The sequence below is a fragment of the Candidatus Enterococcus moelleringii genome (genome assembly GCF_017377575.1).
GTDB classification, from domain to species: domain Bacteria; phylum Bacillota; class Bacilli; order Lactobacillales; family Enterococcaceae; genus Enterococcus_A; species Enterococcus_A moelleringii.
The window spans coordinates 1-21883 of the sequence record NZ_JAFREM010000029.1 but is presented as its reverse complement, the minus strand read 5'-3'; the positions used below and the strand labels follow the sequence as shown (position 1 = coordinate 21883).

Here is a 21883-nt window from a genome sequence, read left to right as displayed (position 1 = left end):
TCAATAAATATGCTGAGGATTCCGATAAACTTTTTCTAGTCACCAGTCGGCTGAATAGAAAATGTCAATTGGTAATTGCTTTGTTTAATCCCGCTCAAGGGTCCAGAGTAATTTCCTTGAAAGGCAAATGTTCCGCTGCTGTTTGCTCCACTAAAAGGTGGTAAAACAATTGCTTGGCTAGAATCAATCGTGGTCAAACTCACTACTTTTTGTTGATTATTAAAAGCTGCCTTCAGTGACAAGTCCAAGGTTGCTTCGAACTTCGCCGGCTTACTCAACTGATCCACCAGTGTAAATTGGTTGGTTGCTCCAGCAGATAACGCAGAGACCGAAATTGCCACAGGAGTATTGCCTAAATTTTCCGCCGCATAACTGCTGCTTTGGAAGGCGCCAGTCATGGGGGAAGCAAATTCGGTCGCAACCGGCAGCTGCACAAAAATTCCTGGTTCGACTGTTTGGGTGGCTGCAAACCAATTGCTGGTGGTGCTGACTGTAAAGCTGCGATTGGAAGCCGTCAAGGAAACTTGATCCTTCACCTTGGCATAAAGGTAATAGTCTTGAGCCACCAGTTGATTGAGCGTCAGCTGGGTACTGCCAGTTACCACCTGATTAGCCAGCAATGCACCATCGGCTGTATTTTCAATCGTTGCTTGGGTGCTGTCACTGTTAATGTCTTGGTTTGGAATCAAATTGGTCGTCGCAACTTTGTAACTAACTTGCTGCAAGGTACGGTCTGCCGGGGTTACTTCCAAAGTTCCACCAAGAATCAGATCGCTTTGTCGCGGAGCTACCTGCGTTGTAGTTGAAAGGTTGCTTATGGCCACGGTGGGTTGATAAACTAAAGCGACTTGATTACCAGTTTCTGATTGGGTGTAAACTGCCGACTGATTAAGCCCCAGCAGTTTGGAATTTGTTGTTTCTGTTGCACCGTTGGTTAAAAGGCTGAGTTGATCTTTTTTCGTAGCGTCGGTATCCTTTCGATTGAAGGTCACCGATCCGCCGGTAAACAACGAACCTGATGTATTTATTTTGGAAAATAAAACTCGTTTTGGTTGATTAGCATTAATCACCGTGTTTCCGGTCATTGCCCAAGAAGTCGAAATGGACTTATTATTCTCAAAAACCGCCTCAGCATTTTTCCCGACTGAAATATTCGTAGGCGCACCATCAGACACGCCGCGAATGCCGCTATTCAAATAGCTGACATTCCTCAATCCGCCACCGTTTATCACGTTGTAATGAAATTGAGCCGCTTCGCCGATCGTTAAATTCGCCGTAGTACTGGCAAACAAATCATTTTTCCCATTATCAATCGTCACCTGAGCCCGTGGATTTAAAGCAACATCAATTGGTCCCCGCTCGGATTCTCCGCGAAAAACCGCGTCCTCGCCACTAGGATTGGACATCACCTTAATATAGTTGGTGCTGTCGCTATCAAACACGATGTTGCGAAATCCTGAAGCAAATTCCCGACCATAATTTCCGGTACTGGAGCTGATGAAGCTGTTTGTACCTTTGAAGGTTACCGTGCTGCCGGTTCCGTAATAACCATTGAAGGGAACTGCGCCATTGCCGGGAATATTGTAATTGATATTTTCCACCGTCAAATTCAGATTTGCTGCAAAGGATGAGCCGTCGGTGTAAGGATAAACTAGGCCCGCGGTAGTGGAATTAGGGTAGGCGCTGCTGCCAAACTTCAAATTGCGAAAGGTAATGTTTAAATTTGCGGTGGAAACCTTCAGCAGGGTGGCCCAATTATTCGTGCCATCAGCTAAAGTATAGCCATAGTACATCCCATACTGATGGGTTCCATCTGTCCCCGCCCCATCAATAATGGTGTCGCCAGTAAAGGTTAACGTATCGATGCCGCCATTGACATAGCCGTAAACGATATCTGTTTGTAAAAGCAGGTATTTTTTTGTGTAGGCGGTATCCTGCATGGCTGCTTTGAAGGTGGCATAGCTGGTAATGTTGTACAGGTGATAACCGGATGGCACCGCAAAAGTGCTGACCTCAGTCTCTGCCTGAGCCAGTCTCGGTGTGATCACCGGTTGTAATTCTTCCGCAACTTCCTCCGTGCTTGAACTTGCGGCCTCTTCCGAAGTCTCAGTGGTAGTCGAGGAGTCAGTCTGTGCACTGTCAGACTCATTGCTGGACTGACTTGATTCAGTGGATTCGCTGGAACTAGCCATTTGTCCGCTGTCCACGACAGTTTCGGCAAACGCATGGGTAGGCATGATAGAGACAAGCAATAAGCCGATCAAAAAAACTCTTTTCTTCACTCAGTGACCTCCTTACATCTAATTAATTCCAACCTTAACTATACGAGAAAATCGATGAAGGAGATTTTATTTTTTTGAAACTAAAATCCAAATTATATAAAATAATTCGTATTTACCTGTAAAAGCAAATGGGATAGGATAAGAGGCAATCCAGCAAATTCATTTTCAAAAAAGGAGGTCTGAGTAATTATCGAAAACAACACAAAAAAACGAAAGAAGTGGTGGTATCTTTTATTGCTGCTGCTGTTGTTGCTGGGGGGATATTTCACCTACAGGTATTTTTCCCAAGAAGAAACAGCAACAGTAATAGCTGGGAATTTTTTGCCGGAGGGAAAGGATGCTTCCAAAATGACGGAAGAGGAAATTGCCAATTATGCCCAAACGGCCGTGGACAAGAGTCAGTTTAATATGCGGGTCGTGGCCTCAGCTAACTTTGATCAAGCAACCATGACCGGCAATTTAGCCATTCAAAATCCCCCCTCCAATTCTCAACCCGCCAATGTCGTCATTACTTTAGACAATACCGGGGAGGTTCTCTATACATCCGGCGGGATTGAGCCCGGCGAGGAGATAAAAGAAGCGACGCTGGATAAAAAGCTGGAACCCGGCATCTATCAGGCGACCGCAACTTTTCAAATTTTTAACTCTGATACCAAGAAACAACAAGGCCAGGTAAAATCGGCATTGAGTATTACGGTGGAATAAAATAAAACAAATGAGGAGATCAACAAATGAAAAAATTTATGGCAGGTTTATTAGTAAGTGCAAGTATATTAGGCTTCGTAGCTACAGCTTCGGCGGCAGAAACCGATAATGGCGACGGCACAAAGGTAGTAACTGAAGCGGGGACTTCTACAGTTCCAGTTCAAGGGACTTTAGGCGCCGATAATTCCAAACCAGATGCTGGAATCGATGAAGGTAATACCGACTGGGTCAACGTGACGGTTCCAAGTACCACTTTATTCTATAGTGCCGGGACTGCTACCACGATCAAATCACCAACTTATACGATTGAAAATCATTCCGGTCGTCCGGTAACCGTTTCTGTCGACAGCTTTAATTCGCAAGCAGCTGGCGGTGATCTTAGTAAGGTTGCCAGCTTAAACGTTGCTTTGGATGCGCACTTAGGGAGTGCAACCACCAATGTGCCAGTGATTGACGGAGGTACACCAAAAGGCAATGCTATCGGAACCAAGATTGGGGAACTGGCCAACAGCGAAGGCAAATTGACTGCCAGCGGTACTGCTGGACAAGCAACTGCATTAACATTTGGTTATTCTGGGAGCTTTGCTAAAGGGGTAGTTACTAGCCCGATCACCGAAATGTATGATTTAGGCTTGAAATTTACTCCTACTAAGTGGTAGGTAGCAGCCTCTAATTCAAAACGGAGGTTCCTGGATGAGTCAAATTGAAGTTTATGGGACGTTAGGTATAAAGGAAGTCGATCAAACTGAAAAAATCGATTTGCCTGCAACGCCGTCTGTATCAAGATCAAGTGTTCAGACTTATACTGGTCGGCTGGTCCAAACCAACGACACGGTGAACACGAATTTAGTTTTTATGGGGATAGTGCTATGCTTGATTGCTTATGTGATTTATAAAATAAGAAAAATGGAGGCTGCTGGCGAGTAGTCGAATAATTTGAAGGAAAGTCGGAAAGAAAAAATCTTTTCGGCTTTTTTACGCAGAGAAGTACTCATTTTCGTGAGAATTCTTTGATGAGGTAAGAAATAAGTGCAGATTGTTGGAAAAGTGGACAATAGGTACTGAGAAGAAAAATGGTTGCCGCTGTTTGGTGATTCAATAATTGCAAAAAATTCCCACGATGGAAAATGAATACAGCTATTTAATTGTTTAGACGAATTCTAGTACGTTTGTCGCTTGCTTTTGTTTTCTGCCAAGCATTTTGATGATAATCATGCTTTGTGAGAATACATCTGTCGCTGGGTGTTTTACCAAACTTAATTGTTCAGAATGAAAAAGTTCCAAATAATTGAGTACGGCTGCTGTTCCACCGATAACATTCACGGCCTGATAGCCTTTTTCATTAAGGAAATAAGCCATCGTTTTTGCCCGCTTACCTGATTGGCTGAATAAATAATAGGTCTGGTTCTTATCCAATTCAGTGTAACGACTAGGCAATTCAGTCAAAGGCATAGAAGTAATAGTCGATTGTGATTTCATATTTTCAATTTCAAAAAAATCAGGGTCTCTAAGGTCAAGTACATTTAATGATTGCGTCTTAGCAAGAGCTACAAACTCTTGTGTTGTCATGGAATAATTCATCTGCTATAAGTCCTTATCTATAATTTTTCTAACGACAAAATATTAATACACATTCGCAGGAAATACAAGTGATAATTTGCAGTAAAACGGTTACTTTTACGAAAAACGAACGATTTTTAATCTTTTATCTAGTTTTCAGCAGGTATATTTAAATGAAAAGGCGGCAGCTTGAGAAATCAGATTTCTTATTTTGTTGAAGTTTAGTCAAAGGTTTAGGTGGCGAGAAAGCGTTGACCTGTTAGGTAAATGAGTGTATGCTTGTATTGACCTAATAGGTAAATCTGGTTTGGAAGGAGCAATTATGAGTATAAAATTATTTGAACTGGAACCACCAAGACGAGATGCGATATTGAACGCGGCTTTGAAGGGATTTGTCGCAAGAGGCTTTGATCAGGCCTCCACGAATACCATTGCCAAAGAAGCAGGCATGTCCAAAGGGTTGCTGTTTCATTACGTTAAGAACAAGCAGGAACTTTTTCTAGCTGTCTACCAGTATTTCACAGAGTTGCTGGAGCGAGAATACGCGGCTAAGCTGGACTTTACTGAAAAAGATCTTTTTGCTCGCTTGCGCCAATCCTATCTGCTGCAAATAAAGCTGATTAAGCAATACCCAGCAATTTTAGCCTTTAATCAATTATCTGCCGCTACCAAATCGACGGAAATCAATCAGGAAATAGAAAAAATTCGTCAAGGTGCTGCCTGCCAGCCGCCACTTTTTGAAGGAATTGATGTTTCCCGATTTAGAGAAGAGCTGGACATTGAGAAAAGCCAGCAATTTATTTTGTGGGGGAACATCGGTTTTACTAATCAAATTGTCGAAGAGATAAAAAATGCAGAAGAGCTGGAGGAAGCTGCTGTTATCGAGACGGTGGATGAGTATTTAAACGAATTGGAAAAAATCTTCTATGTACCAGCCAATCAAGGAAAAGGTAGAGGCATTTGGAAGTCACTGTTTTAGCCAAGCAAAGTCAGGAGAAAAGCCATGAATCATTCCATCATCGTTGAATTTCCACTGCGGGGAGAGTGGCAGTCCCCCAATACACCAGGAACCAAGATCCCCAGTCATGGAACCAATCGTTTTGGTACCCGCTATGCCTATGACTTTATTCAAGTTGACTGGAACCGCCCCGGCTGGCCGGCTTATCGCAGCAGCTTGCCGCAATACTTGATTACGGGTTTGCCGCTTAAGGATTATTATTGCTGGGGTCAGGAAATTTATGCCCCTTGCGATGGCATCGTCGTTAAGGCGGAGGACCATTACGAAGAACGCGAGCGAACCAATTTGTTGGGAGATTTGAAGAATGCTTATCAAAATGCCAAGCATTTTGATCCGTCGATGGGTGATCCTCGAACTGTTGCCGGCAATTACATCATAATTGAGCATTCCACAAAAATTTATGCCGCTCTGTGTCATTTGCAGCAGGAGTCCATTCAAGTGACAGAAGGCCAACTGGTAAAAAAGGGCGATCTCCTTGGTCGCGTCGGACATTCCGGTAATTCCTTTGGTCCGCATCTGCATTTTCAGTTGATGGACAATCGTGATATCAGTAAAGCAAAGGGGCTGCCTTGTGCTTTTGAAAAGTATGAAGTTTATCGTGAGGGAAAGTGGCAAGAAGTTGAGGCGGGGATTCCTACCAGTAAAGATCGGATTCGGTTTGGTGGGAAAGTAATTTTGTTAATAGAATAGTTCATCATTGTCCTACATTGATTGCTTGCATTCTAAGCCAATCGATGCAGGATTTTTTTATTAGTAATCAATTGAAAAGACCACAAGGATTCAGAAGTTTTACGATTGTTTATTCGTTATTCTTGAAAGAGAAGAAAGAGGTGAATCCGATGAAAATCTAGTTTATTTTTTTATATTCAACTTGAAAGGAAGATTTTATGGTGAACAGCCGATGTAGTCCGCCTACACAACTTTTGGATCGAAGAAAATAATCTAGCAAAGGAAGTTGTGTATGCCTAAGCAAAAAACACATAGCGGAATGAAGAAGCGGGCCAAGCTAAAAAAGGGTAAAATAAAATGCCCGAAGTCTGTCATCAGTTCCCCGGATAAAAAGAAGGTTAAACAGTTGCTTTCTTAGTTTTAATAGAAGAAAAAATCTTTGAACGATTCTATGTTCAAAGATTTTTTTACTTAGTTATTGGAATACACAGCTCCATTACGACCTTTTCGTGCTCTCGATCAATTGCCAGGTAGCGATTCACAGCAAAACGTTCCGTCATTTGATACTTGCTTTGAGGCAGCCAAATGCGAAAAACTCCCTGCAGCTCAGCAAAAATTTCGTCGATATGGCCGGAAAAAGAGTAAACAGCATAAGTACCACCCTTGATCACGGTAGCAGCCTCCGGAGTTGGCTGATCGGCCGAAAAGCACAGGTCGCAGATGCAATGATCCAAATCAGCGGAAGCTGGATCGCTGTAAAATTTTTCATACAGAATTGTTTGATCAAAGATCGTGTCTTGGTGCTTATCTAGAAACATAAACCAGCGATCTTTTAAATCAGCGTAATTTCCGATAAAACGTTCATAGTAAACTTTTTGCTCCGGCAGCTGTTCGATTCGTATTTTACGGTCATACTTGTCATAAGATAAAAACGTTTCTATTTTGGCAGGGATGAACGGGTTTAGCGTTTGGGGAGCAGTTAAAATTTGGCGATAGAAAGCAGGTGGATGATGATAAACTGTTTTAAAAGCAGTACTGAAGTTGGTAGAACTATAGCCATAGTCTAAGCCAATCTTACTCACTCTTTCGGTTGCCTGCAGCTTCAAATCAATGGCGCTTTGTTCCAGTTTCATCCGTTTGATAAAACCATAAACACTTTCACCGGTTTGCTCCTTAAATAGTCGAGCAAAGTAATAGTGGGAATAATTGAAATAAGCCGCGACTTTTTCCAAGGTCACCCCTTTATCTAGATGCTGGATAATATAATCAATGCTCTGGTTAATCAGTTGTTTTTTATCCATGGCCACCTCTTCGTAAAGATCATTTTTCAAATCAATTCTTACTTTTAGTATATTTGCTGGAGGGAGTGGATGTAAAGGACAAATTTAACAATACGTTTCCTCGAAATCTAGTTGAAAAATTCTAAACAATTTTGCCCACAGCTCCAGCCAGCGGCAACTTTTGCTATAATTCAATAGAGGAGTGTGATTCCGGGTGAAAATTTTGTTAGTGGAAGATGAACAAGAAATTTCTGAATTAGTCGAATTTTATTTAAAAAACGAAAATTATGACGTTGTCACCTGCGAGAACGGGACCGATGCTTTGGAAAAGATCCGCAGCAGTGAGTTTTCCTTGGCGATCTTGGATATTATGCTGCCGGATACCGATGGCTTTGAGCTGTGCAAGGCGATTCGTGAAAAATATACGTATCCTGTTATCATGCTGACGGCCAAGGGGGAAGAAATCGACAAAATCACCGGATTGACGATTGGTGCGGATGATTATATCACCAAACCGTTTCGTCCATTGGAACTGGTGGCTCGGGTGAAGGCGCAGTTAAGGCGGGCAACTCAATACAGCGGTGCAAAACGCAATGTATTGACCGTGAAGGGGTTGGAGCTGGATATTGAGAAGCGCAAAGTTTTTCTGAATGAAGAGGAGCTGTTTCTAACGCCGCTGGAATTTTCGATTTTGAAGCTGCTGATGGAGCGCAAGGATCAGGTGGTCAGCTCAGAAGAGTTGTTTAAAGAAGTTTGGGGCGAAAAATATTACATCAACTCTAACAATACTATCATGGTCCATATCCGCCACCTGCGGGAAAAGATGCAGGACACCGGCGAGAAGCATAAATATATCCAAACGGTTTGGGGTGTCGGCTACAAAATATAGCTTAAGATATCTTAAGAGAAAACTAAGTGAATAATAAAAAACTGCCTGCTTATAGATGATTAAATAAATCTATAAGGAGGTTTTTTCGATGAGAAAAAGAAGGAATAAGTTGCTGCCGGGGTTAACCATCCTAGCTGTTTTGTTAGCGGGTCTGTTAACGTATCAAGTTTTTGCCACGCCCAGTGGAAACTTCATCAACGTTCGGGGAATTTCCGCTAATCAGTACTTGTTAAAGCAGCGCAACGGAACGATTATCAATCAAAGAAAGCCCCAGAAAAAAATTGCGATTGCCTCACTTACAAAAATAATGACCGCCCTGTGTATGATTGAACAGACAGAAGACCTGAATCAACTAACCACTGTACCTGAAACGATTTTTTTAGATATTCAACAAAATAATTTAGCCGTCGCCGGTCTTCAACCAGGTGAGGTAATTAGTTATCGTGATCTTTTGCACGGGATTTTGCTGCCGTCTGGTGCCGATGCTACCATGACCGCCGTTTTGTCAGTTAGTGGAAATGAAGAAGCCTTTGTCGCTGAAATGAATCGCAAAGCAGCGGAGCTGGGCATGAACAATACTCATTTTACCAATTCCATCGGTTTAGATACGGAAGACCATTATTCAACGGTGGAGGATTTGGCCCTGCTTTTAGAATACGCTCTGACGAATGAGACGTTTTATCAGACGTTTACTTGCCTGTACTATCAAGGTGCTGCCACCAATTGTCATCCCGGAGGAAATTATTTTACCAGCAGTTTAATCAGTCGTGGTGAATCGCTGGAGCTGACCAATGGCCAAATAATTGGCGGCAAAACCGGCTATACCAAAAAAGCTGGCTTATGCTTAGCCAGCTTGGCCCAAATAAATGGCGAGGAATATTTGCTGATTTTGGCGGGAAGCAAAGGGGATAGCCAATCCGAGCAATTTAACTTAATCGAAAGTCGCAAGCTTTATAACGAAAGCCTGCCATAAAAAACGCGTAGCGAAAAAGCTACGCGTTTTGGCTGTCGATAGGCAAAGTGAAACGAAAAGTTGTCCGACCATTTTCACTTTCGGCTTCAATCGTTCCTTGATGAGCTAAAATAATTTCTTTCGCGATCGCCAGACCCAGGCCGGCACCGCCGGTTTTAGTGGAACGAGATTTGTCCAAGCGATAAAATTTTTCAAAAATGGTTTCGATTTGATGTTTCGGAATCGTCGCGCCTTCGTTAGTGATGCTGAAGGTTAGACGGTCGACTGTATTCTCAGTAAGCGCCATCTGAATGGTGGAATTTTCCGGTCCATAAGCAATCGCGTTTTTCAGCAAATTGTTCAGCACCCGCGCCAGCTGCTCACTATCGGCAAAAAGCTTCAAGGTTTCTGGCCCAGTGTAGGCTAAGCTCTGATTTTTCTCTTTCAACAAAGGATAAAATTCATCTGTCAGCTGATTCAGCAATAAAACAAAATCCAGCTCCGTCGTGTATAGTTCAATATCCTGTAAATTGAAACGAGTAATATCGAAGAAATCGTCAATCAAATTTTCCAGACGATTGGATTTATCCAAGGTAATAGAAAGAAAATGCTGCAGCTGTTCCTTCGTTAAATCAGGCGAATCGAGGATCAAGTTGAGATAACCAATCACCGAAGCCAACGGGGTCTTCAAATCATGCGCCAAATAAGTAATCAAATCCTTGGTTCGTTGTGTTTCCCGTTTCAGCAGGACCTCTTTGTTATCAATGTTGGCTTTGATTTTCAGCAACTCGTTATCAATCACCAGTTCCCCGATAGGCACCGCCGCATCAGCCGCAAAAAACTGAGTGATTTTTACCGCCAGCTGCTGAGTATTCTTTTTCAGCTGATATCGGTAAATAAAAAAGCTGATCAAGGAAACAATAAAAATAATGGCTAACGCAAAAATAATCAGAAACAGTTTGACATTGGGCCAATCGATATAAGTTTCCACCCGATAAGGTTCCTCTGAACCATCAACAACAATACTAACAAAAGTGCCGTAAATACTATCCAAAATTTTATGATGCATTTCGGTTTGAATAAATAATATGGACGTACCCACCAGCAACAGTGCACCCAGTAAAATGAAAAACAGAGAACTCATTTTTTTCCGCATTTTCCGACCTCCCTTCATTGTTTTATTAAATTAAGTGTATCAAACCTTATCCAAAGTGAAAACCCAACATTTCTTAAGCTTTCTTCACAATAGCCGAACGCTTTCGCGGGGGTGACTAGTGGCAGTAAAGCGACCTCGTTTCAAAAATCTTGGGAAATGTTGAACAATTTCTTAAGAGACAAAAAAAGAACAATCTAGTTATGGAAAGCGCTGTCAGAAAATGATACAATCAGTATTACCTAATACAAAGTAGAGTGAAAGGAGGGCCTATGATGACGATCGTGAATCAGTACATCACGGAATGCTTGGATGATAACCTGGAAGATTTCACCAACTATTCGATTTTCTGCTGCGGCAAAAAAATTGAAACAGATGAAAACGTTCGCATTTATTACACTGACTGGCTCTCCAGCAACATTGTTTATGAACTTGTGCTGGCCCATGATTATAAAACCGAACGAAAAAATATTTACTTTTACCTGAAAGACCGCCAACAGTGGATTGCCTATGGCCATAGCGGCGTGCGGGTAGTCCCGTCATTAGGATAACGAAACAAGCTGACAAAGTGCTTCATACACTTTGTCGGCTTTTTTTGTTCCTATCGCTTTTGTAAAACATCAAAAGTATGTAAATTCAACTAACTACAGTTGCAGCCTAATGTAAAAGATTTCCGGCTTCATTTATTTTGTTGCTAAAAGTTTTCTACTATTATATAGTCTATTATTTGTAAATTGTTTCTTACTAAATCAGACAGTCGAAAAAAACAACTATTGTTCAATCGAGATTCTTCATGTACACTTCTATATACAGAAGATTGTCTGATTTATATTTGGTCAGACGATGGGTAAAAGAGAGGAATTTATTCATGAAAAAACTAGGTCTTATTTTAATGTTAGGTATCTCATTAAGTGTAGCAGCTGGCTGTACGCCAGGGGGAAGTACTTCCGAAAGCTCCAGCCAATCAACAACGGCATCTACGCAGGAAATGATCACCGCTACTGTGAAGGTAGTCAACGATGGCGAGGAAGTTTCTAACGAAGAGATTGAAACAACGGAAACCACCAGCTTGTTGGATATCATGGAAAAAGATCACGAGCTGGAAGTGGATAACGGCATGATTATCGCGATTGATGGAACCAAACAGGATGAGCAAGCGGGTTTGTATTGGACCTACACCATTAATGGCGAGTGGGCTGAAAAGGGCGCCGGCGAGACCTTCTTAAAAGCTGGTGACCAAGTCGAGTTTACCTATGGAAAATTCGAATAAACACGTTAGCGGATGGCTCACCGTTCGTGATATTTGCTTTATTGCACTGCTGACGGCGGCGTGTGTGGTGGGGCGTACGGCATTTCAATTTATTCCCAATGTTCAGCCGATTACGACTATGTTTATTCTAATTAGCTTGTACAAAGGCTTTACCCGCGGATTTTTAGTTATGCTGCTGACGATCCTCACCACCAATATTTACATGGGGATGGGACCGTGGACCTTAACCCAGCTTTTTTCCTACAGCGTAATAATTTTGGTGAGCTTTGGCTTAAGTAAAATTCCTGGGTTCAGCCAACGAAAAATCCCACAGCTGGTTTTTGTCCTTTTGGCGGGCTATCTGTTTGGCTTTTTGACCGCTTGCGGGGACTACGTCATTTATGGCATTCGTGCCTTTTGGCCATATTATCTCCAAGGAATCTATTTTGATACGATGCATGGGGCGGGTAATTTTTTGTTTTACCTTTTACTGTCACCGATCGTGCCGCGGTTGTTCATGAGGTATTGGCCGGATTAAGAGGATCCAAGGATTTTTTTGCTAGAAAAGTCGCTGGATGCTTTTTGGGTTAAAATACACTTGATTATTCACGAGGGTTTCGCATATGATAAAAGAGATTAATTTTAATGAAAGCAAGGAGTTGAAAAAATGGGAGTAAACCTCCAGGAGCGGCAATTGTTTAAAATGCAGCGGAAAACCTTAGAGAAACGTTTTTCACAGCATTACGAGGAAATGAATGATGCAAATTACATAATTGAATGCGCATTAGCCGTTCAAGTTCGCAATGCACTGACGACAGAAGACTTCTCATTTTTGGCAAAAGACTTGATTCGCCAGCTGTTTTTCACAGCGGAGGATCTTCAGGCGACGCGCCATCTGTGCTTTTTCTTCCGGGCGTATTTTACGAATGAAGAATGGGCAACTGTATTGGGACGATTGTTCAAAAAACCGGATGAATACTTGGATTTAACGCAAATCTATGTTCCGGGAGTGGAGAAGCTGCAGAAATTCCTATCTTCCGGCGCCCGGGAAGAGGAGGAGGATATCAGTATCTATGCCTTCTTCAAAGACGAAGCAGGGAAAATGCAAAGATGGCGATTAAGCAAAGCTGAATCCAAGCTTGGTTCGCAGGAAGCTTTTGAAATTATGCATATTCTAAGCTTTTTGACGATTCTAAAAAAAGATGGGGTACGGCGCTTTGTGAAGCCGCTGCGCTCTGACTTTGTCACCACTTATCATGTGGAAAAAATTGGGACTTAAATATCAATAGTGAAAAACTCAAAAGGAGACCTGTCTCTTTTTGAGTTTTTTTGCATAGTCAAAGCCCTCAAAATAGCTTTCCCTGCAGCCAAGTCTCTGATATTTAAAGCAGAATCAACCTTTGTTTATGAGAAAGGCCCTCTTTCAGCTCAAATCCTTAAGATAAAAGTTAATAAAACGTTTGTCTGTATTTGAATCTAATCTTTTTGCTTTTTCTTTCAAAAATATATGATTTTATAGTTTTAAATATATGTAAAAATGATTATAATAATAGTAGTTATCATTTTTGTAAGGGAGGACCTTTGCGTTGAAGTGATAACAGGTGGGGAAGCGTTTCTATTTAAAAAAGAAGGGAGAAGTTGTTTGGTATGGGACAAGAGGGATCGTGCTATATAAGAAAGGACAACCGTCGGGGGCATTCTTATAATAATAGGAAAAAGAATGAGCCAACTTTCCAAGAATGGGTGACTGAGCTCACGGCTGATCAAACGATTGATTGGCGTGCCTATGACAAATTGAAGCACTATGTATTTCCGATTTTGGGTGAGAAGCTGTTAGAGCAGGTGGATTGTTTCGCGATTGCTGAGCTATTGTTGACGTGGCAGAAAAAGGAGGTCATGCTTGAGACTATGCAGGAATTGATTCGTTTGACGCATCAGACGATTGATTATGCGGTGGAAAGAGGTCTTCTCTTGGAAAATTTGTGTACTTCAATTGGTGGCAATAAGCCGAAATTATCTTTTTTGTCTGTAAAAGATCAATCGGTATTCAAACAGATCGTAGTTGAAGATCGTCACAATACGGGCCGGGCGGCGATTATTTCGATGAATACGGGATTACCCATCGAATAAGCTGTTGGCTTAAAACGACTGAAACTGCTTAATGTTACAAAAGTTTGTTTACCAGCCGAAGAATCCGCTGAAGGTTTGCGGTATATTGCTTGGAACCTTTTTTCTATCGGAATAAAAATGAAAAGACACGGCCCTTTTGGATTGATTCGCCAGGGCGGTGTCTTTGTTTAGTCATCCAATTTTGCTAAAAACTTCTTCAGCTGTCCTTCGTTCATCATGTGAATGGTTTGAAAGCGGCCTTTATAATAAATCGCCCAGTTGTTGAACATCCCCGGCAGTGCTTTCGCTTTTTCCAGACTGTCAATGGCAATCGTGTTCAGCGGGATATTATTAGCAGTACAATAAGCAGTCACTTCCTTTAGTCCATTTGGAATAAAAGGACATTGCAGGCCGTAATAGATGGTCAAATCTTGCGAGTCGATTTTTTGCTGGCGGGCATTTTCGGCAAACTGTGGCTGGCTGCCGTCAAAGGAAAGAGCCAGCAGTTCGTATCCGCCCTCTAAAGTATCCACCACTTCAAAACCGTTTTTTACCATGAACTTTTTATCTGTGAGGAAAGGACTTTTCTTTTGGGAGCTCACTACACAGACTCCCGATTTCTTTTGGGCTTTGGCATCGTTTATACAATACTCCAGCAAGGCTTTGCCGTGTCCATGGCCTTTGAATTTACCCGATACCCACTGGCAATAAATGTACAAATAATTATCCCCGACAACCGGCACCCAGGCTGTCTCCAAGGGTGCATATTCGATAAAGACCTTGCCGTTTTCGTTAAGCTTACGAAAAACATGTCCTTCCTGCACCCGGCTGGCTAGCCATTCTCGTTTCGCGTTGACACCGGCTTGATGCTTCATCCCGGCAATTGCGCAGCAAACATGTTCCGTGGCTATGTTTTCCTTACTTAAATTGATGTAGTTGCTCATTTAGTCACCGCCTCATTTTTCCCATTTTACCATAAAATGGTTCTCTTTTTGCGCAAAAAAAGGAAGACCTGCGTCTCCCTGATTGGTGAGTTAATAGAAGCTATCCTTTAAGTCGTTAGACATTTCCTTTAATTCAGCTTTCGTCTCGTCTCGGGTGGCTTTTAGGTCATCCTTCAAAGCGGTGCGCTCGTCTTTTAACCCTTCGGTGGTGTCCTTTAGATCCTCTTTGACTTCCTGTTTGGTGACCTTCATTTCTTCCTTCAAAGCCGTCATCTCTGTGCGAATCTCTGCTCTGCCAACTGGACGCAGCACGTAGCGGTTCAAGGACAGTAAGCCAATACACACAATTCCTAAAACCAGCACCGTCATATCCAAAGCGTTTCGTTTCATTAGTAAATCCTCCTCAATTTTTCTCTTATCTACAGGTTTCTTTCTACTCTTTAATCATAGAGGAAATTTAGCTGTGCCACGTCCAACTTAAGTCCTATTTTTGACTAGGGAATAAGGCTTGAGTCGTGGTGGCGGATTTGAAGGGAACTGCAAATATTGGATAAAATCGGACAAATTTGAAGCAAACTTCAAATAATGGTAAAATAGATTAAAATATGAAGTCTAGTTCAAGGAGGGAAGCCGATGTTTCAACGTCCAGTTTATCTTAACCAATTGATCCAATTCAAGGATGCAGATTTAATCAAAGTCATAACTGGAGTAAGACGTTCCGGGAAATCAGTTTTGTTGATGTTGTATCGAGAGTATCTGCTCCAACTGGGCATTCCGGAAGATCGCATTATCTATATGAACTTCGAAAGTTTCGAGTACCAAACGATTACTACCGAAGAAAAGCTGCGTGAAAAGATCATGGAGCTTTTGCCAGTAGACAAACAAAAAGTTTATTTCCTATTTGATGAAATTCAAACAGTAGATGGCTGGCAAAGAGTGATCAATGGTATTCGAGTCAGTTTTAATAGTGATATCGTCGTTACCGGGTCAAATGCCTATATGCTGTCAGGAGAATTAGCCACCCTTTTGAGTGGGCGCTATGTAGAAATTGCCATCTATCCTCTTTCCTTTAAGGAATTTTTGGCAGCCAAAGGAATCGATGCAGATTCTCGCAGCGTAGATAGAACCTATACAGAGTATGAAAAATACGGCGGATTTCCTAGTATAGCAATCGCAAATGAAGCGATTAAGGATACGATTTTATCGGGGATATTTGATACGATTGTGTTAAATGATGTCGCATTGCGGGCTGGTGTAAAGGATGCAACTGTTTTAAAAGCAATCATCAGCTTTTTAGCAGACAATGTAGGTCAGTTGATTAATACCTCTAAAATTGTCAATACATTAAAAAGCGAAGGTGTACAAACCACGGTTCACACAGTCAATCGTTATTTGGAACTGCTGGAAAACAGTTATTTGTTTTACCGTGCGAAACAATATGATATTCGTGGACGTGAATACCTGCGAACCAATGGCAAGTATTTTATTGTTGATTCTGGCCTCCGGCGTAATGCGATTGGGCGCAAAGACGGGAACTACAGCAATCGTTTAGAAAACATTGTCTATCTCGAGCTGCTGCGACGCGGCTATCAGGTGGATGTAGGAAGATTGGATAGTAAAGAAATTGATTTTGTTGCCCGCAGGCTGGATGAAACGGTGTATGTTAAGGTAACTTACGAGATGCCAGAAAATCGTCACGAAACAGAGAATCTCTTGAATATTCGCGACAACTATAAAAAAATCCTAATCACCGGACGTTTTTATGAAGAGAAACAAATCGACGGCATTCCAATTATCTACATTGTGGATTGGCTATTGTCAGACTAAAAAGGTCCTAACAGAGGAGAGAACTTTCTCCGCTGTTAGGACTTTTTGCTTTTACTCGATTAAATTCAGCAAACGACAGGTTTTTCGCAAAGTTAAGCGATAAAATAGCCACATTAGGCCGCTGATTACTAGGACAACAATCAAATCAACCCCTAGTGTCGCCCATTCCGTAGCATCTAAACTAGTTGAGTTGAAGTACAGGATCATAGCATAAAACAAAAACATCAGCACGGTTCCTACTGCGATGGGGATAGCAATAATCTTGCGCACCTGTTTTGTGACTGTCGCAATCAGGTAAGCGCGGTTGGCTCCCAATCGGCTGAGATCTTCATAAATTTGTCGATTGGTAAGCGCAATGGTGGTGCAGCGGGTATAGGCGATCACCAAGACTGCAGTGAAACAGATAATAGCGATGAAGACAAACAGCATCAAGAAGACGGCCATATTATTGACGAAGTCCACCTGATCCAAGATGCGGAAGGACGGCAGATATTTCCATCTAGTAATAAAATGTGAGGAATCCCGTTGCTGGTTATCCAGCACAGGCAGGGCGTCTGCCCAATAATCGTCACCCTCCCGCAGCTTGCCGACCCGGTCATACCAGAGATCCATCACCGGTTCTTCAGCGCTTTGATCAATAATTTCGTTGCGCAGCCGTTTGGCAAAATTGTAGCTGGCCTCCACATCCGCCACGTTAAACAAGATCATTTTTTCACGCCATTCGTCGGTCAGGCCTTGCGTAATAGTTGCAAAATCATCATCATTCATCACCAAGTATCCGGTAAATGGCGCGTAAGTCAGGTGACGATCTATCGAAATGGAAAGGGTCGTTTGTGTATCTGGATTCGTCAAAAGAGTAACATCATCAGCGGAAGAGCTGTCTTGACCATAGCCCCGCACCGGTTTGACCGATCCTGCTGAGACATCAACCGGTTTGCCGCTGAGTCTTGAAAATTCACTGGCGGATATGCAGTGCTGTTCATGAGAAAAGGGAATATATTCTTTACGAAACGTACCGTCGCCATTGTCATACTCCTGCGTGCTGTCGGCGGCTAGGGTGGTCAGCAGCATTTCATTCCATTGAGTGATTTCCACCTTTTCTTCTGCGGCCATTTTTCTGACGGCAGCTTCATCAGGTACTGCTTGATCCAAGCGATGATAGTAAACAAAATCCACCGGCCGATTTTTGACTTCCAAAGAATTTCTAGTCATCATACTAGGGATATAAAAAATGGCAAAATAAGCGCCGGCAATCAAAATGGCAATCACACACATGTTGCGGACCGTGGACCGGCCTTGGAATTTCATCATGCTATGAGAAACAATATTTTTGTACTTGTTTTTTCCGTTTTTGTCCCGCACGACCACATAGACTAAAAATAGATAGAGACCTGCCAGCGGGATCAGATAGATTAGGTTCAGCCAAATCGGTGGCTGCCGATGCAGTACTTCTCGGAAAAAAGTAGGCAAGCCGTAGAGTCCTAGAAAGGTTCCGCTGGCCATCATTAAAATGCCGCCCCAGCCGTACCAGGATTTGACCCCGGACACCGTCTCGCTTTTACGCTGCTGGTAGAGGATATCCATGATATTCTGGCGGCGCAGAAAAAGCAACGCGCTGATCAGCAGGATCGTCACCACAAACAACGCAAATCCCAGGCCCCAAACGTAACCGCTGAGATTAAGGGAAAATTTCATCTCCGGAGAATCCACCAACAGGCGAAAAAACTGCCAGATGCCTGCCGCCAGCGGTGTGCCCAGCAAAAAGCCTAAGCCGCTGCCGGTTGCTGCCAGCAAACTAACTTCCGTAAGCAAACTGTTGCGCAGCTGTTTCTTGCCAGCGCCCAGCACTTTAAAAACACCAATTTGCTTCGATTTACTGCGGAAAAACAGGGAAGAGGCGTAAACGGTAAAAATGCTGCAGCCGACAATGGCCATCGCTAAAATCATCATCATCTGTTTGCGGGAGTCACCGCCTTTAGGCAGGGTCGTCTGGACCGTATCACTTTGCATAATAATCGAAAAGGCCGAGATTAAAGCAGTGGCAAAAAGAATACAACCAAACAACAGCAGGGCATTTTTGTAATCCTTTCGTCGCAGCTTGGCGTTTGCTTGAGCGAAGGTATTCATGCTGCATCGCCTCCATCCATTTCCCGAATCGCGTCCAGCAGCTCATCTTGAAAATCAGAGCGATTGCCATGATTACTGACAACACTGTGAACCACGCCGTCCTTTAAGATAATGACTCGATCACAAAAGGAGGCAGCAAAGCTGTCGTGGGTAACCATAAAAATAGTGGCATCCAGCATTTTTTTCGCCTGCAAAAAGGAATCGATCACGGCTTTGCTGGATTTGGAATCCAAATTGCCTGTAGGTTCATCGGCTAAGATAACTAAGGGATTATTAATCAGAGCTCTAGCTACGGCCGTCCGCTGTTTTTCGCCGCCGGAAATTTCAACCGGGTATTTATCCCGTATTTTGGCGATGCCAAACACCTGACAAAGCCGCTCGGCGCCTTCCTCCATGTCTGAGCCGGTCCGCCCACTGATAATCCGCGGCAGCATAATGTTTTCCTTCACACTCAAGCCATCCAGCAGCATAAAGTCCTGAAAGATAAAGCCTAGCTCCTTATTGCGCACCGCTGCCAATTCATCTTCTCCCAAATGAGAGAGATTTTTGTCTCCTAAAGTAATCTCTCCCTGGTCAAAGGGGATATAGCAGGAGATGCAGTTGAGCATGGTGGTTTTACCTGAACCAGACGGCCCCATCACTCCCACAAACTCTCCTTGCTTTACCTCAAAATTAATTCCCTTCAGAACGGGATAGGCTTGGCCGCCCAAATGATAGGACTTCTGCAAATTTTTTACTGCCAACATTTCCTTCAACCTCCTCTTTCTTCTATATTTAGCGTACCAGTGGTGGGGACCGGCCACAAACACCCCATGTAAAAACTCGACACTCAAATGTAAAAAAGTGCAGGGGGATTACCACGATGTAAAAAGCGGTCGTTTTCAAGTAAAGAGGCGCAGAGGAACTATTGTAAAAGTTGGGGTGGTGTGTGAAAATTAACAAAAGACCACAAGTTTTGGAGGTGGGAGTATGCTGAGGGTTGGTATTTGTGATGATGAACAAAAGGCCAGAGAAGCGCTGAGTTTAATGCTGACGGTTTTGTCAGATCGGGAGGAAATGGCGCTAAAAATCTATGAGTTTTCCTCCGGTGAAGGGGTGGTCAAATGGTTGACGAACCATCCAGGAGAACTGGACCTGCTTTTTCTTGATATCGATATGCGGGGAATGGACGGGATCACTACGGGAAAAGAAATTCGCAAGACGGACATGGGATTGAGTATTGCTTATTTGACGGGGCACCCCGAGCAGGTCTTCCAGGGCTATGCCGTTGGCGCGTTGGATTATTTAATCAAGCCTTTAGAAAAAGACAAGCTGCGGGAAGTATTGAAGCGGGCAATGGTGGCTTTGCAGCTGACGGAGCAAGATACCTATACGGTTCGTAATGCCGAGGGACTCTATCGGATTCCTAAACGGGAGATTCGCTATGTCTACAGCGACCGCCGGCTGGTGACGATCGAAACCAGTCGCCGCAGCTACACCTTTTACGGCAAGTTGGGAGAGGTTGAACAAGATTTGGGAAACGGTTTCGTTCGCATCCATAAGCGCTACTTGGTGCGGGCTCAGGCGGTGGATCAAGTGGAAAGCGGGCAGGTAAAGCTGGGAGAAGTGACGTTGCCCATCAGCCGCACGCATCGGCAAGCCGCGATGCAGGGATTTGCCCGTACGCTGTTGAATAAGGAGGCGGGGGAATGATGACGCTCCTGGCTCATGTTGTCCGGCTGTTGGTGTCCTTTCTTTTTATGAATACTGCCCAACGTTTTCTTCCGGTTAAGGGGAAGTGGATCTGGCAGCTGCTGTTTTTTCTAAGCTGCTGGTTGGGGGCAAATACGGTCATTTTAATTGGCGATCCTTGGAATATTATTTTGATCCTGCCGGTCTTTTTAGTAGGCTTTTTCCTGTGCTGTGAAGGGACGATTGCCGCCAAGCTGACGATGGGACTGATTTTTTTCGCTATTTCGATTTCCTTAAGTGCTGTAATCGATACCGGCATTCATTTGGTCGGCTATTATTTAGGCGACGTAGGCAACCCGGTTATGCTGCGGCTCATCTTACCCCAGCTGGAGGTGATGGGCTTTTCTACTATTGAAGCTGTACCGCAGGAGGACTTTGCTGCATTAAGTATTTTCGCCTTGAATAGGCTGGGAGTGCAAGCCTGGCTGCGGCTGATTTCATGGGCGATCATTTGGCTCTTTTTCCGTAAATTAAAGCTGACCGAAGCGGCAGAACTTTCGCCGCAAATCTGGCGCTTAGTGGACGTGTTGGCTCTTTTTCCCACCGTGACGGTTTTTGCGATGGTGGCCCTGCAAACCTTTGGGATGGTATTGGATACGAATGCTTCATTTTTGCCGACAATAACGATTTTACCCTTTGCTTTTTTGTCGTCTTTAGGACTTTTGTACGCAGTCTCGGTGTTGGTGCGCCATGAAAAGCTGGAGAAGCAGCAGGCTCTTTGGCAGATTCGCGCCGGCTATTACAGTCTTTTGGAACAAACCCAGCTGCAGGTTCGCTATCTGAGACATGACATGGCGAATCATCTTCATACGATGGATGTGCTGGACAATGATGGTATGCGGGCTTATTTGCGGGAGTTATTAGCCTCGCCGGCTATGACCGGAAACCTGCGGGTGTGTGACAATGATATTGTGAATGCCGTCATCACCAGCAAAACGCTTCGCCTGGAAGAAGAGGGAATTCAGACAAAAATAGAAGTGGATATCCCCAAGGAATTGGCGGTGGCAGATATCGATTTGTGCGCCCTGTTTGCTAACGCGTTGGATAATGCAATTGAAGCTTGTGGCAAACTACCGGCAGACCAGCGTTTTATTCGGATGAGTACGGTTGCTGACAAAGGGCTGCTGATGCTACGGGTGGAAAATGCGGCCGCGGCGGCGCCGATAACCAAAGACGGCCAGATCGTTACTAGTAAAAAAAATCAGGCCGCCCATGGTTTCGGCTTGGCCAGTATTCGCGATATCGTTGAAAAGTATGATGGAACGATGGAAACGGAGTATCGGGATGGGATCTTTTTATTGAGCTGTACTATGATGACGGCTGTTTAGGTGAGCGATTGCTATCAAATTAAATGAGTCATGACAGAGGAGTGCTATGCTACCCCTATC

General features: G+C 43.4%; 23 protein-coding genes. 15 read left to right on the top strand and 8 right to left on the bottom strand.

Translation table 11 applies throughout. The annotated features are described in order from the left end of the window. Positions 1-35 precede the first annotated feature (35 nt). Positions 36-2282: a hypothetical protein gene (locus tag JZO70_RS17450; RefSeq protein WP_207674958.1), complete on the bottom strand. Its 2247-nt coding sequence runs from the start codon at positions 2280-2282 to the stop codon at positions 36-38. Positions 2283-2630: 348 nt separating this feature from the next. Between JZO70_RS17450 and JZO70_RS17445 the strand changes: the two genes are divergently transcribed. Genes JZO70_RS17445 through JZO70_RS17435 form a run of 3 tightly spaced genes read left to right on the top strand, consistent with a single transcriptional unit; the run spans position 2631 to position 3914 of the window. Further along, on the top strand, positions 2631-2987 hold the full coding sequence (locus JZO70_RS17445) for a hypothetical protein (RefSeq protein WP_242704003.1): 357 nt from the start codon (positions 2631-2633) through the stop codon (positions 2985-2987). A gap of 26 nt (positions 2988-3013) precedes the next feature. After that, positions 3014-3646, top strand: coding sequence for a hypothetical protein (locus tag JZO70_RS17440; protein ID WP_207674957.1), 633 nt, complete (start codon positions 3014-3016; stop codon positions 3644-3646). Between the two features lie 34 nt (positions 3647-3680). After that, entirely contained in the window at positions 3681-3914 is a 234-nt protein-coding gene (locus JZO70_RS17435; protein ID WP_207674956.1) for a hypothetical protein, read from the top strand. Between the two features lie 222 nt (positions 3915-4136). Here the strand turns inward: JZO70_RS17435 and JZO70_RS17430 are convergent, their stop codons facing one another. Further along, positions 4137-4568: a rhodanese-like domain-containing protein gene (locus tag JZO70_RS17430; protein WP_207674955.1), complete on the bottom strand. Its 432-nt coding sequence runs from the start codon at positions 4566-4568 to the stop codon at positions 4137-4139. Between the two features lie 301 nt (positions 4569-4869). Between JZO70_RS17430 and JZO70_RS17425 the strand changes: the two genes are divergently transcribed. Together JZO70_RS17425 and JZO70_RS17420 are read left to right on the top strand one after the other, a co-directional pair. Continuing rightward, positions 4870-5526, top strand: a complete 657-nt coding sequence (locus tag JZO70_RS17425) for a TetR/AcrR family transcriptional regulator (RefSeq protein WP_207674954.1) — start codon at positions 4870-4872, stop codon at positions 5524-5526. Between the two features lie 24 nt (positions 5527-5550). Next, entirely contained in the window at positions 5551-6255 is a 705-nt protein-coding gene (locus JZO70_RS17420; RefSeq protein WP_207674953.1) for a M23 family metallopeptidase, read from the top strand. 446 nt (positions 6256-6701) lie between these two features. Here the strand turns inward: JZO70_RS17420 and JZO70_RS17415 are convergent, their stop codons facing one another. Further along, a complete protein-coding gene (locus tag JZO70_RS17415; protein WP_207674952.1) occupies positions 6702-7535 on the bottom strand; it encodes an AraC family transcriptional regulator in 834 nt (277 codons plus the stop codon). Between the two features lie 193 nt (positions 7536-7728). On the opposite strand from JZO70_RS17415, the gene JZO70_RS17410 reads away from it, so the two are divergent. Next, positions 7729-8403 (top strand): response regulator, encoded by a 675-nt coding sequence (locus JZO70_RS17410; protein WP_207674951.1) that lies wholly within the window; start codon positions 7729-7731, stop codon positions 8401-8403. 88 nt (positions 8404-8491) lie between these two features. Continuing rightward, positions 8492-9376: a D-alanyl-D-alanine carboxypeptidase family protein gene (locus JZO70_RS17405; RefSeq protein ID WP_207674950.1), complete on the top strand. Its 885-nt coding sequence runs from the start codon at positions 8492-8494 to the stop codon at positions 9374-9376. Positions 9377-9395: 19 nt separating this feature from the next. Here the strand turns inward: JZO70_RS17405 and JZO70_RS17400 are convergent, their stop codons facing one another. Beyond that, positions 9396-10511: a sensor histidine kinase gene (locus tag JZO70_RS17400; protein ID WP_207674949.1), complete on the bottom strand. Its 1116-nt coding sequence runs from the start codon at positions 10509-10511 to the stop codon at positions 9396-9398. A gap of 272 nt (positions 10512-10783) precedes the next feature. Between JZO70_RS17400 and JZO70_RS17395 the strand changes: the two genes are divergently transcribed. The 5 genes from JZO70_RS17395 (at position 10784) to JZO70_RS17375 (ending at position 13887) form a co-directional block, all read left to right on the top strand. Then, positions 10784-11059 carry a hypothetical protein gene (locus JZO70_RS17395; protein WP_207674948.1) on the top strand — a complete coding sequence of 92 codons (276 nt, stop codon included), beginning with the start codon at positions 10784-10786 and terminating at the stop codon, positions 11057-11059. A gap of 317 nt (positions 11060-11376) precedes the next feature. After that, positions 11377-11778, top strand: a complete 402-nt coding sequence (locus JZO70_RS17390) for a DUF4430 domain-containing protein (protein ID WP_207674947.1) — start codon at positions 11377-11379, stop codon at positions 11776-11778. Further along, on the top strand, positions 11762-12295 hold the full coding sequence (locus JZO70_RS17385; RefSeq protein ID WP_207674946.1) for an ECF transporter S component: 534 nt from the start codon (positions 11762-11764) through the stop codon (positions 12293-12295). The genes JZO70_RS17390 and JZO70_RS17385 overlap by 17 nt, the downstream gene beginning before the upstream one ends. A 129-nt stretch (positions 12296-12424) precedes the next feature. Next, positions 12425-13036, top strand: a complete 612-nt coding sequence (locus tag JZO70_RS17380; RefSeq protein ID WP_207674945.1) for a hypothetical protein — start codon at positions 12425-12427, stop codon at positions 13034-13036. Positions 13037-13404: 368 nt separating this feature from the next. Continuing rightward, the gene (locus tag JZO70_RS17375; RefSeq protein WP_207674944.1) at positions 13405-13887 is read left to right on the top strand and encodes a hypothetical protein; all 483 of its coding nucleotides are present in this window, start codon (positions 13405-13407) and stop codon (positions 13885-13887) included. 167 nt (positions 13888-14054) lie between these two features. Here JZO70_RS17375 and JZO70_RS17370 read toward each other — a convergent pair whose 3' ends face one another. After that, a complete protein-coding gene (locus JZO70_RS17370) occupies positions 14055-14810 on the bottom strand; it encodes an N-acetyltransferase (protein WP_207674943.1) in 756 nt (251 codons plus the stop codon). A gap of 90 nt (positions 14811-14900) precedes the next feature. Beyond that, positions 14901-15200 carry a YtxH domain-containing protein gene (locus JZO70_RS17365; protein ID WP_207674942.1) on the bottom strand — a complete coding sequence of 100 codons (300 nt, stop codon included), beginning with the start codon at positions 15198-15200 and terminating at the stop codon, positions 14901-14903. Positions 15201-15443: 243 nt separating this feature from the next. Between JZO70_RS17365 and JZO70_RS17360 the strand changes: the two genes are divergently transcribed. Then, entirely contained in the window at positions 15444-16637 is a 1194-nt protein-coding gene (locus JZO70_RS17360) for an ATP-binding protein (protein ID WP_207674941.1), read from the top strand. A 51-nt stretch (positions 16638-16688) separates the two neighbouring features. Here JZO70_RS17360 and JZO70_RS17355 read toward each other — a convergent pair whose 3' ends face one another. Then, the gene (locus tag JZO70_RS17355; RefSeq protein WP_207674940.1) at positions 16689-18764 is read right to left on the bottom strand and encodes an ABC transporter permease; all 2076 of its coding nucleotides are present in this window, start codon (positions 18762-18764) and stop codon (positions 16689-16691) included. Continuing rightward, positions 18761-19510, bottom strand: a complete 750-nt coding sequence (locus JZO70_RS17350) for an ABC transporter ATP-binding protein (protein WP_207674939.1) — start codon at positions 19508-19510, stop codon at positions 18761-18763. The genes JZO70_RS17355 and JZO70_RS17350 overlap by 4 nt, the downstream gene beginning before the upstream one ends. A 223-nt stretch (positions 19511-19733) precedes the next feature. On the opposite strand from JZO70_RS17350, the gene JZO70_RS17345 reads away from it, so the two are divergent. Continuing rightward, positions 19734-20456, top strand: a complete 723-nt coding sequence (locus JZO70_RS17345; protein ID WP_207674938.1) for a LytR/AlgR family response regulator transcription factor — start codon at positions 19734-19736, stop codon at positions 20454-20456. After that, a complete protein-coding gene (locus tag JZO70_RS17340) occupies positions 20453-21823 on the top strand; it encodes a sensor histidine kinase (RefSeq protein ID WP_207674937.1) in 1371 nt (456 codons plus the stop codon). Before JZO70_RS17345 ends, JZO70_RS17340 begins: the two co-directional genes overlap by 4 nt. Positions 21824-21883 lie beyond the last annotated feature (60 nt).

What these genes read in the sequence shown, in the direction of transcription:
- JZO70_RS17445 (WP_242704003.1), top strand. Translation starts at nt 2,631, where the DNA reads ATGACGGAAGAGGAAATTGCCAATTATGCCCAAACGGCCGTGGACAAG.
- JZO70_RS17440 (WP_207674957.1), top strand. Translation starts at nt 3,014, where the DNA reads ATGAAAAAATTTATGGCAGGTTTATTAGTAAGTGCAAGTATATTAGGC.
- JZO70_RS17435 (WP_207674956.1), top strand. Translation starts at nt 3,681, where the DNA reads ATGAGTCAAATTGAAGTTTATGGGACGTTAGGTATAAAGGAAGTCGAT.
- JZO70_RS17430 (WP_207674955.1), bottom strand. Translation starts at nt 4,568, where the DNA reads ATGAATTATTCCATGACAACACAAGAGTTTGTAGCTCTTGCTAAGACG.
- JZO70_RS17425 (WP_207674954.1), top strand. Translation starts at nt 4,870, where the DNA reads ATGAGTATAAAATTATTTGAACTGGAACCACCAAGACGAGATGCGATA.
- JZO70_RS17420 (WP_207674953.1), top strand. Translation starts at nt 5,551, where the DNA reads ATGAATCATTCCATCATCGTTGAATTTCCACTGCGGGGAGAGTGGCAG.
- JZO70_RS17415 (WP_207674952.1), bottom strand. Translation starts at nt 7,535, where the DNA reads ATGGATAAAAAACAACTGATTAACCAGAGCATTGATTATATTATCCAG.
- JZO70_RS17405 (WP_207674950.1), top strand. Translation starts at nt 8,492, where the DNA reads ATGAGAAAAAGAAGGAATAAGTTGCTGCCGGGGTTAACCATCCTAGCT.
- JZO70_RS17400 (WP_207674949.1), bottom strand. Translation starts at nt 10,511, where the DNA reads ATGCGGAAAAAAATGAGTTCTCTGTTTTTCATTTTACTGGGTGCACTG.
- JZO70_RS17395 (WP_207674948.1), top strand. Translation starts at nt 10,784, where the DNA reads ATGACGATCGTGAATCAGTACATCACGGAATGCTTGGATGATAACCTG.
- JZO70_RS17390 (WP_207674947.1), top strand. Translation starts at nt 11,377, where the DNA reads ATGAAAAAACTAGGTCTTATTTTAATGTTAGGTATCTCATTAAGTGTA.
- JZO70_RS17385 (WP_207674946.1), top strand. Translation starts at nt 11,762, where the DNA reads ATGGAAAATTCGAATAAACACGTTAGCGGATGGCTCACCGTTCGTGAT.
- JZO70_RS17380 (WP_207674945.1), top strand. Translation starts at nt 12,425, where the DNA reads ATGGGAGTAAACCTCCAGGAGCGGCAATTGTTTAAAATGCAGCGGAAA.
- JZO70_RS17375 (WP_207674944.1), top strand. Translation starts at nt 13,405, where the DNA reads ATGGGACAAGAGGGATCGTGCTATATAAGAAAGGACAACCGTCGGGGG.
- JZO70_RS17370 (WP_207674943.1), bottom strand. Translation starts at nt 14,810, where the DNA reads ATGAGCAACTACATCAATTTAAGTAAGGAAAACATAGCCACGGAACAT.
- JZO70_RS17365 (WP_207674942.1), bottom strand. Translation starts at nt 15,200, where the DNA reads ATGAAACGAAACGCTTTGGATATGACGGTGCTGGTTTTAGGAATTGTG.
- JZO70_RS17360 (WP_207674941.1), top strand. Translation starts at nt 15,444, where the DNA reads ATGTTTCAACGTCCAGTTTATCTTAACCAATTGATCCAATTCAAGGAT.
- JZO70_RS17355 (WP_207674940.1), bottom strand. Translation starts at nt 18,764, where the DNA reads ATGAATACCTTCGCTCAAGCAAACGCCAAGCTGCGACGAAAGGATTAC.
- JZO70_RS17350 (WP_207674939.1), bottom strand. Translation starts at nt 19,510, where the DNA reads ATGTTGGCAGTAAAAAATTTGCAGAAGTCCTATCATTTGGGCGGCCAA.
- JZO70_RS17345 (WP_207674938.1), top strand. Translation starts at nt 19,734, where the DNA reads ATGCTGAGGGTTGGTATTTGTGATGATGAACAAAAGGCCAGAGAAGCG.
- JZO70_RS17340 (WP_207674937.1), top strand. Translation starts at nt 20,453, where the DNA reads ATGATGACGCTCCTGGCTCATGTTGTCCGGCTGTTGGTGTCCTTTCTT.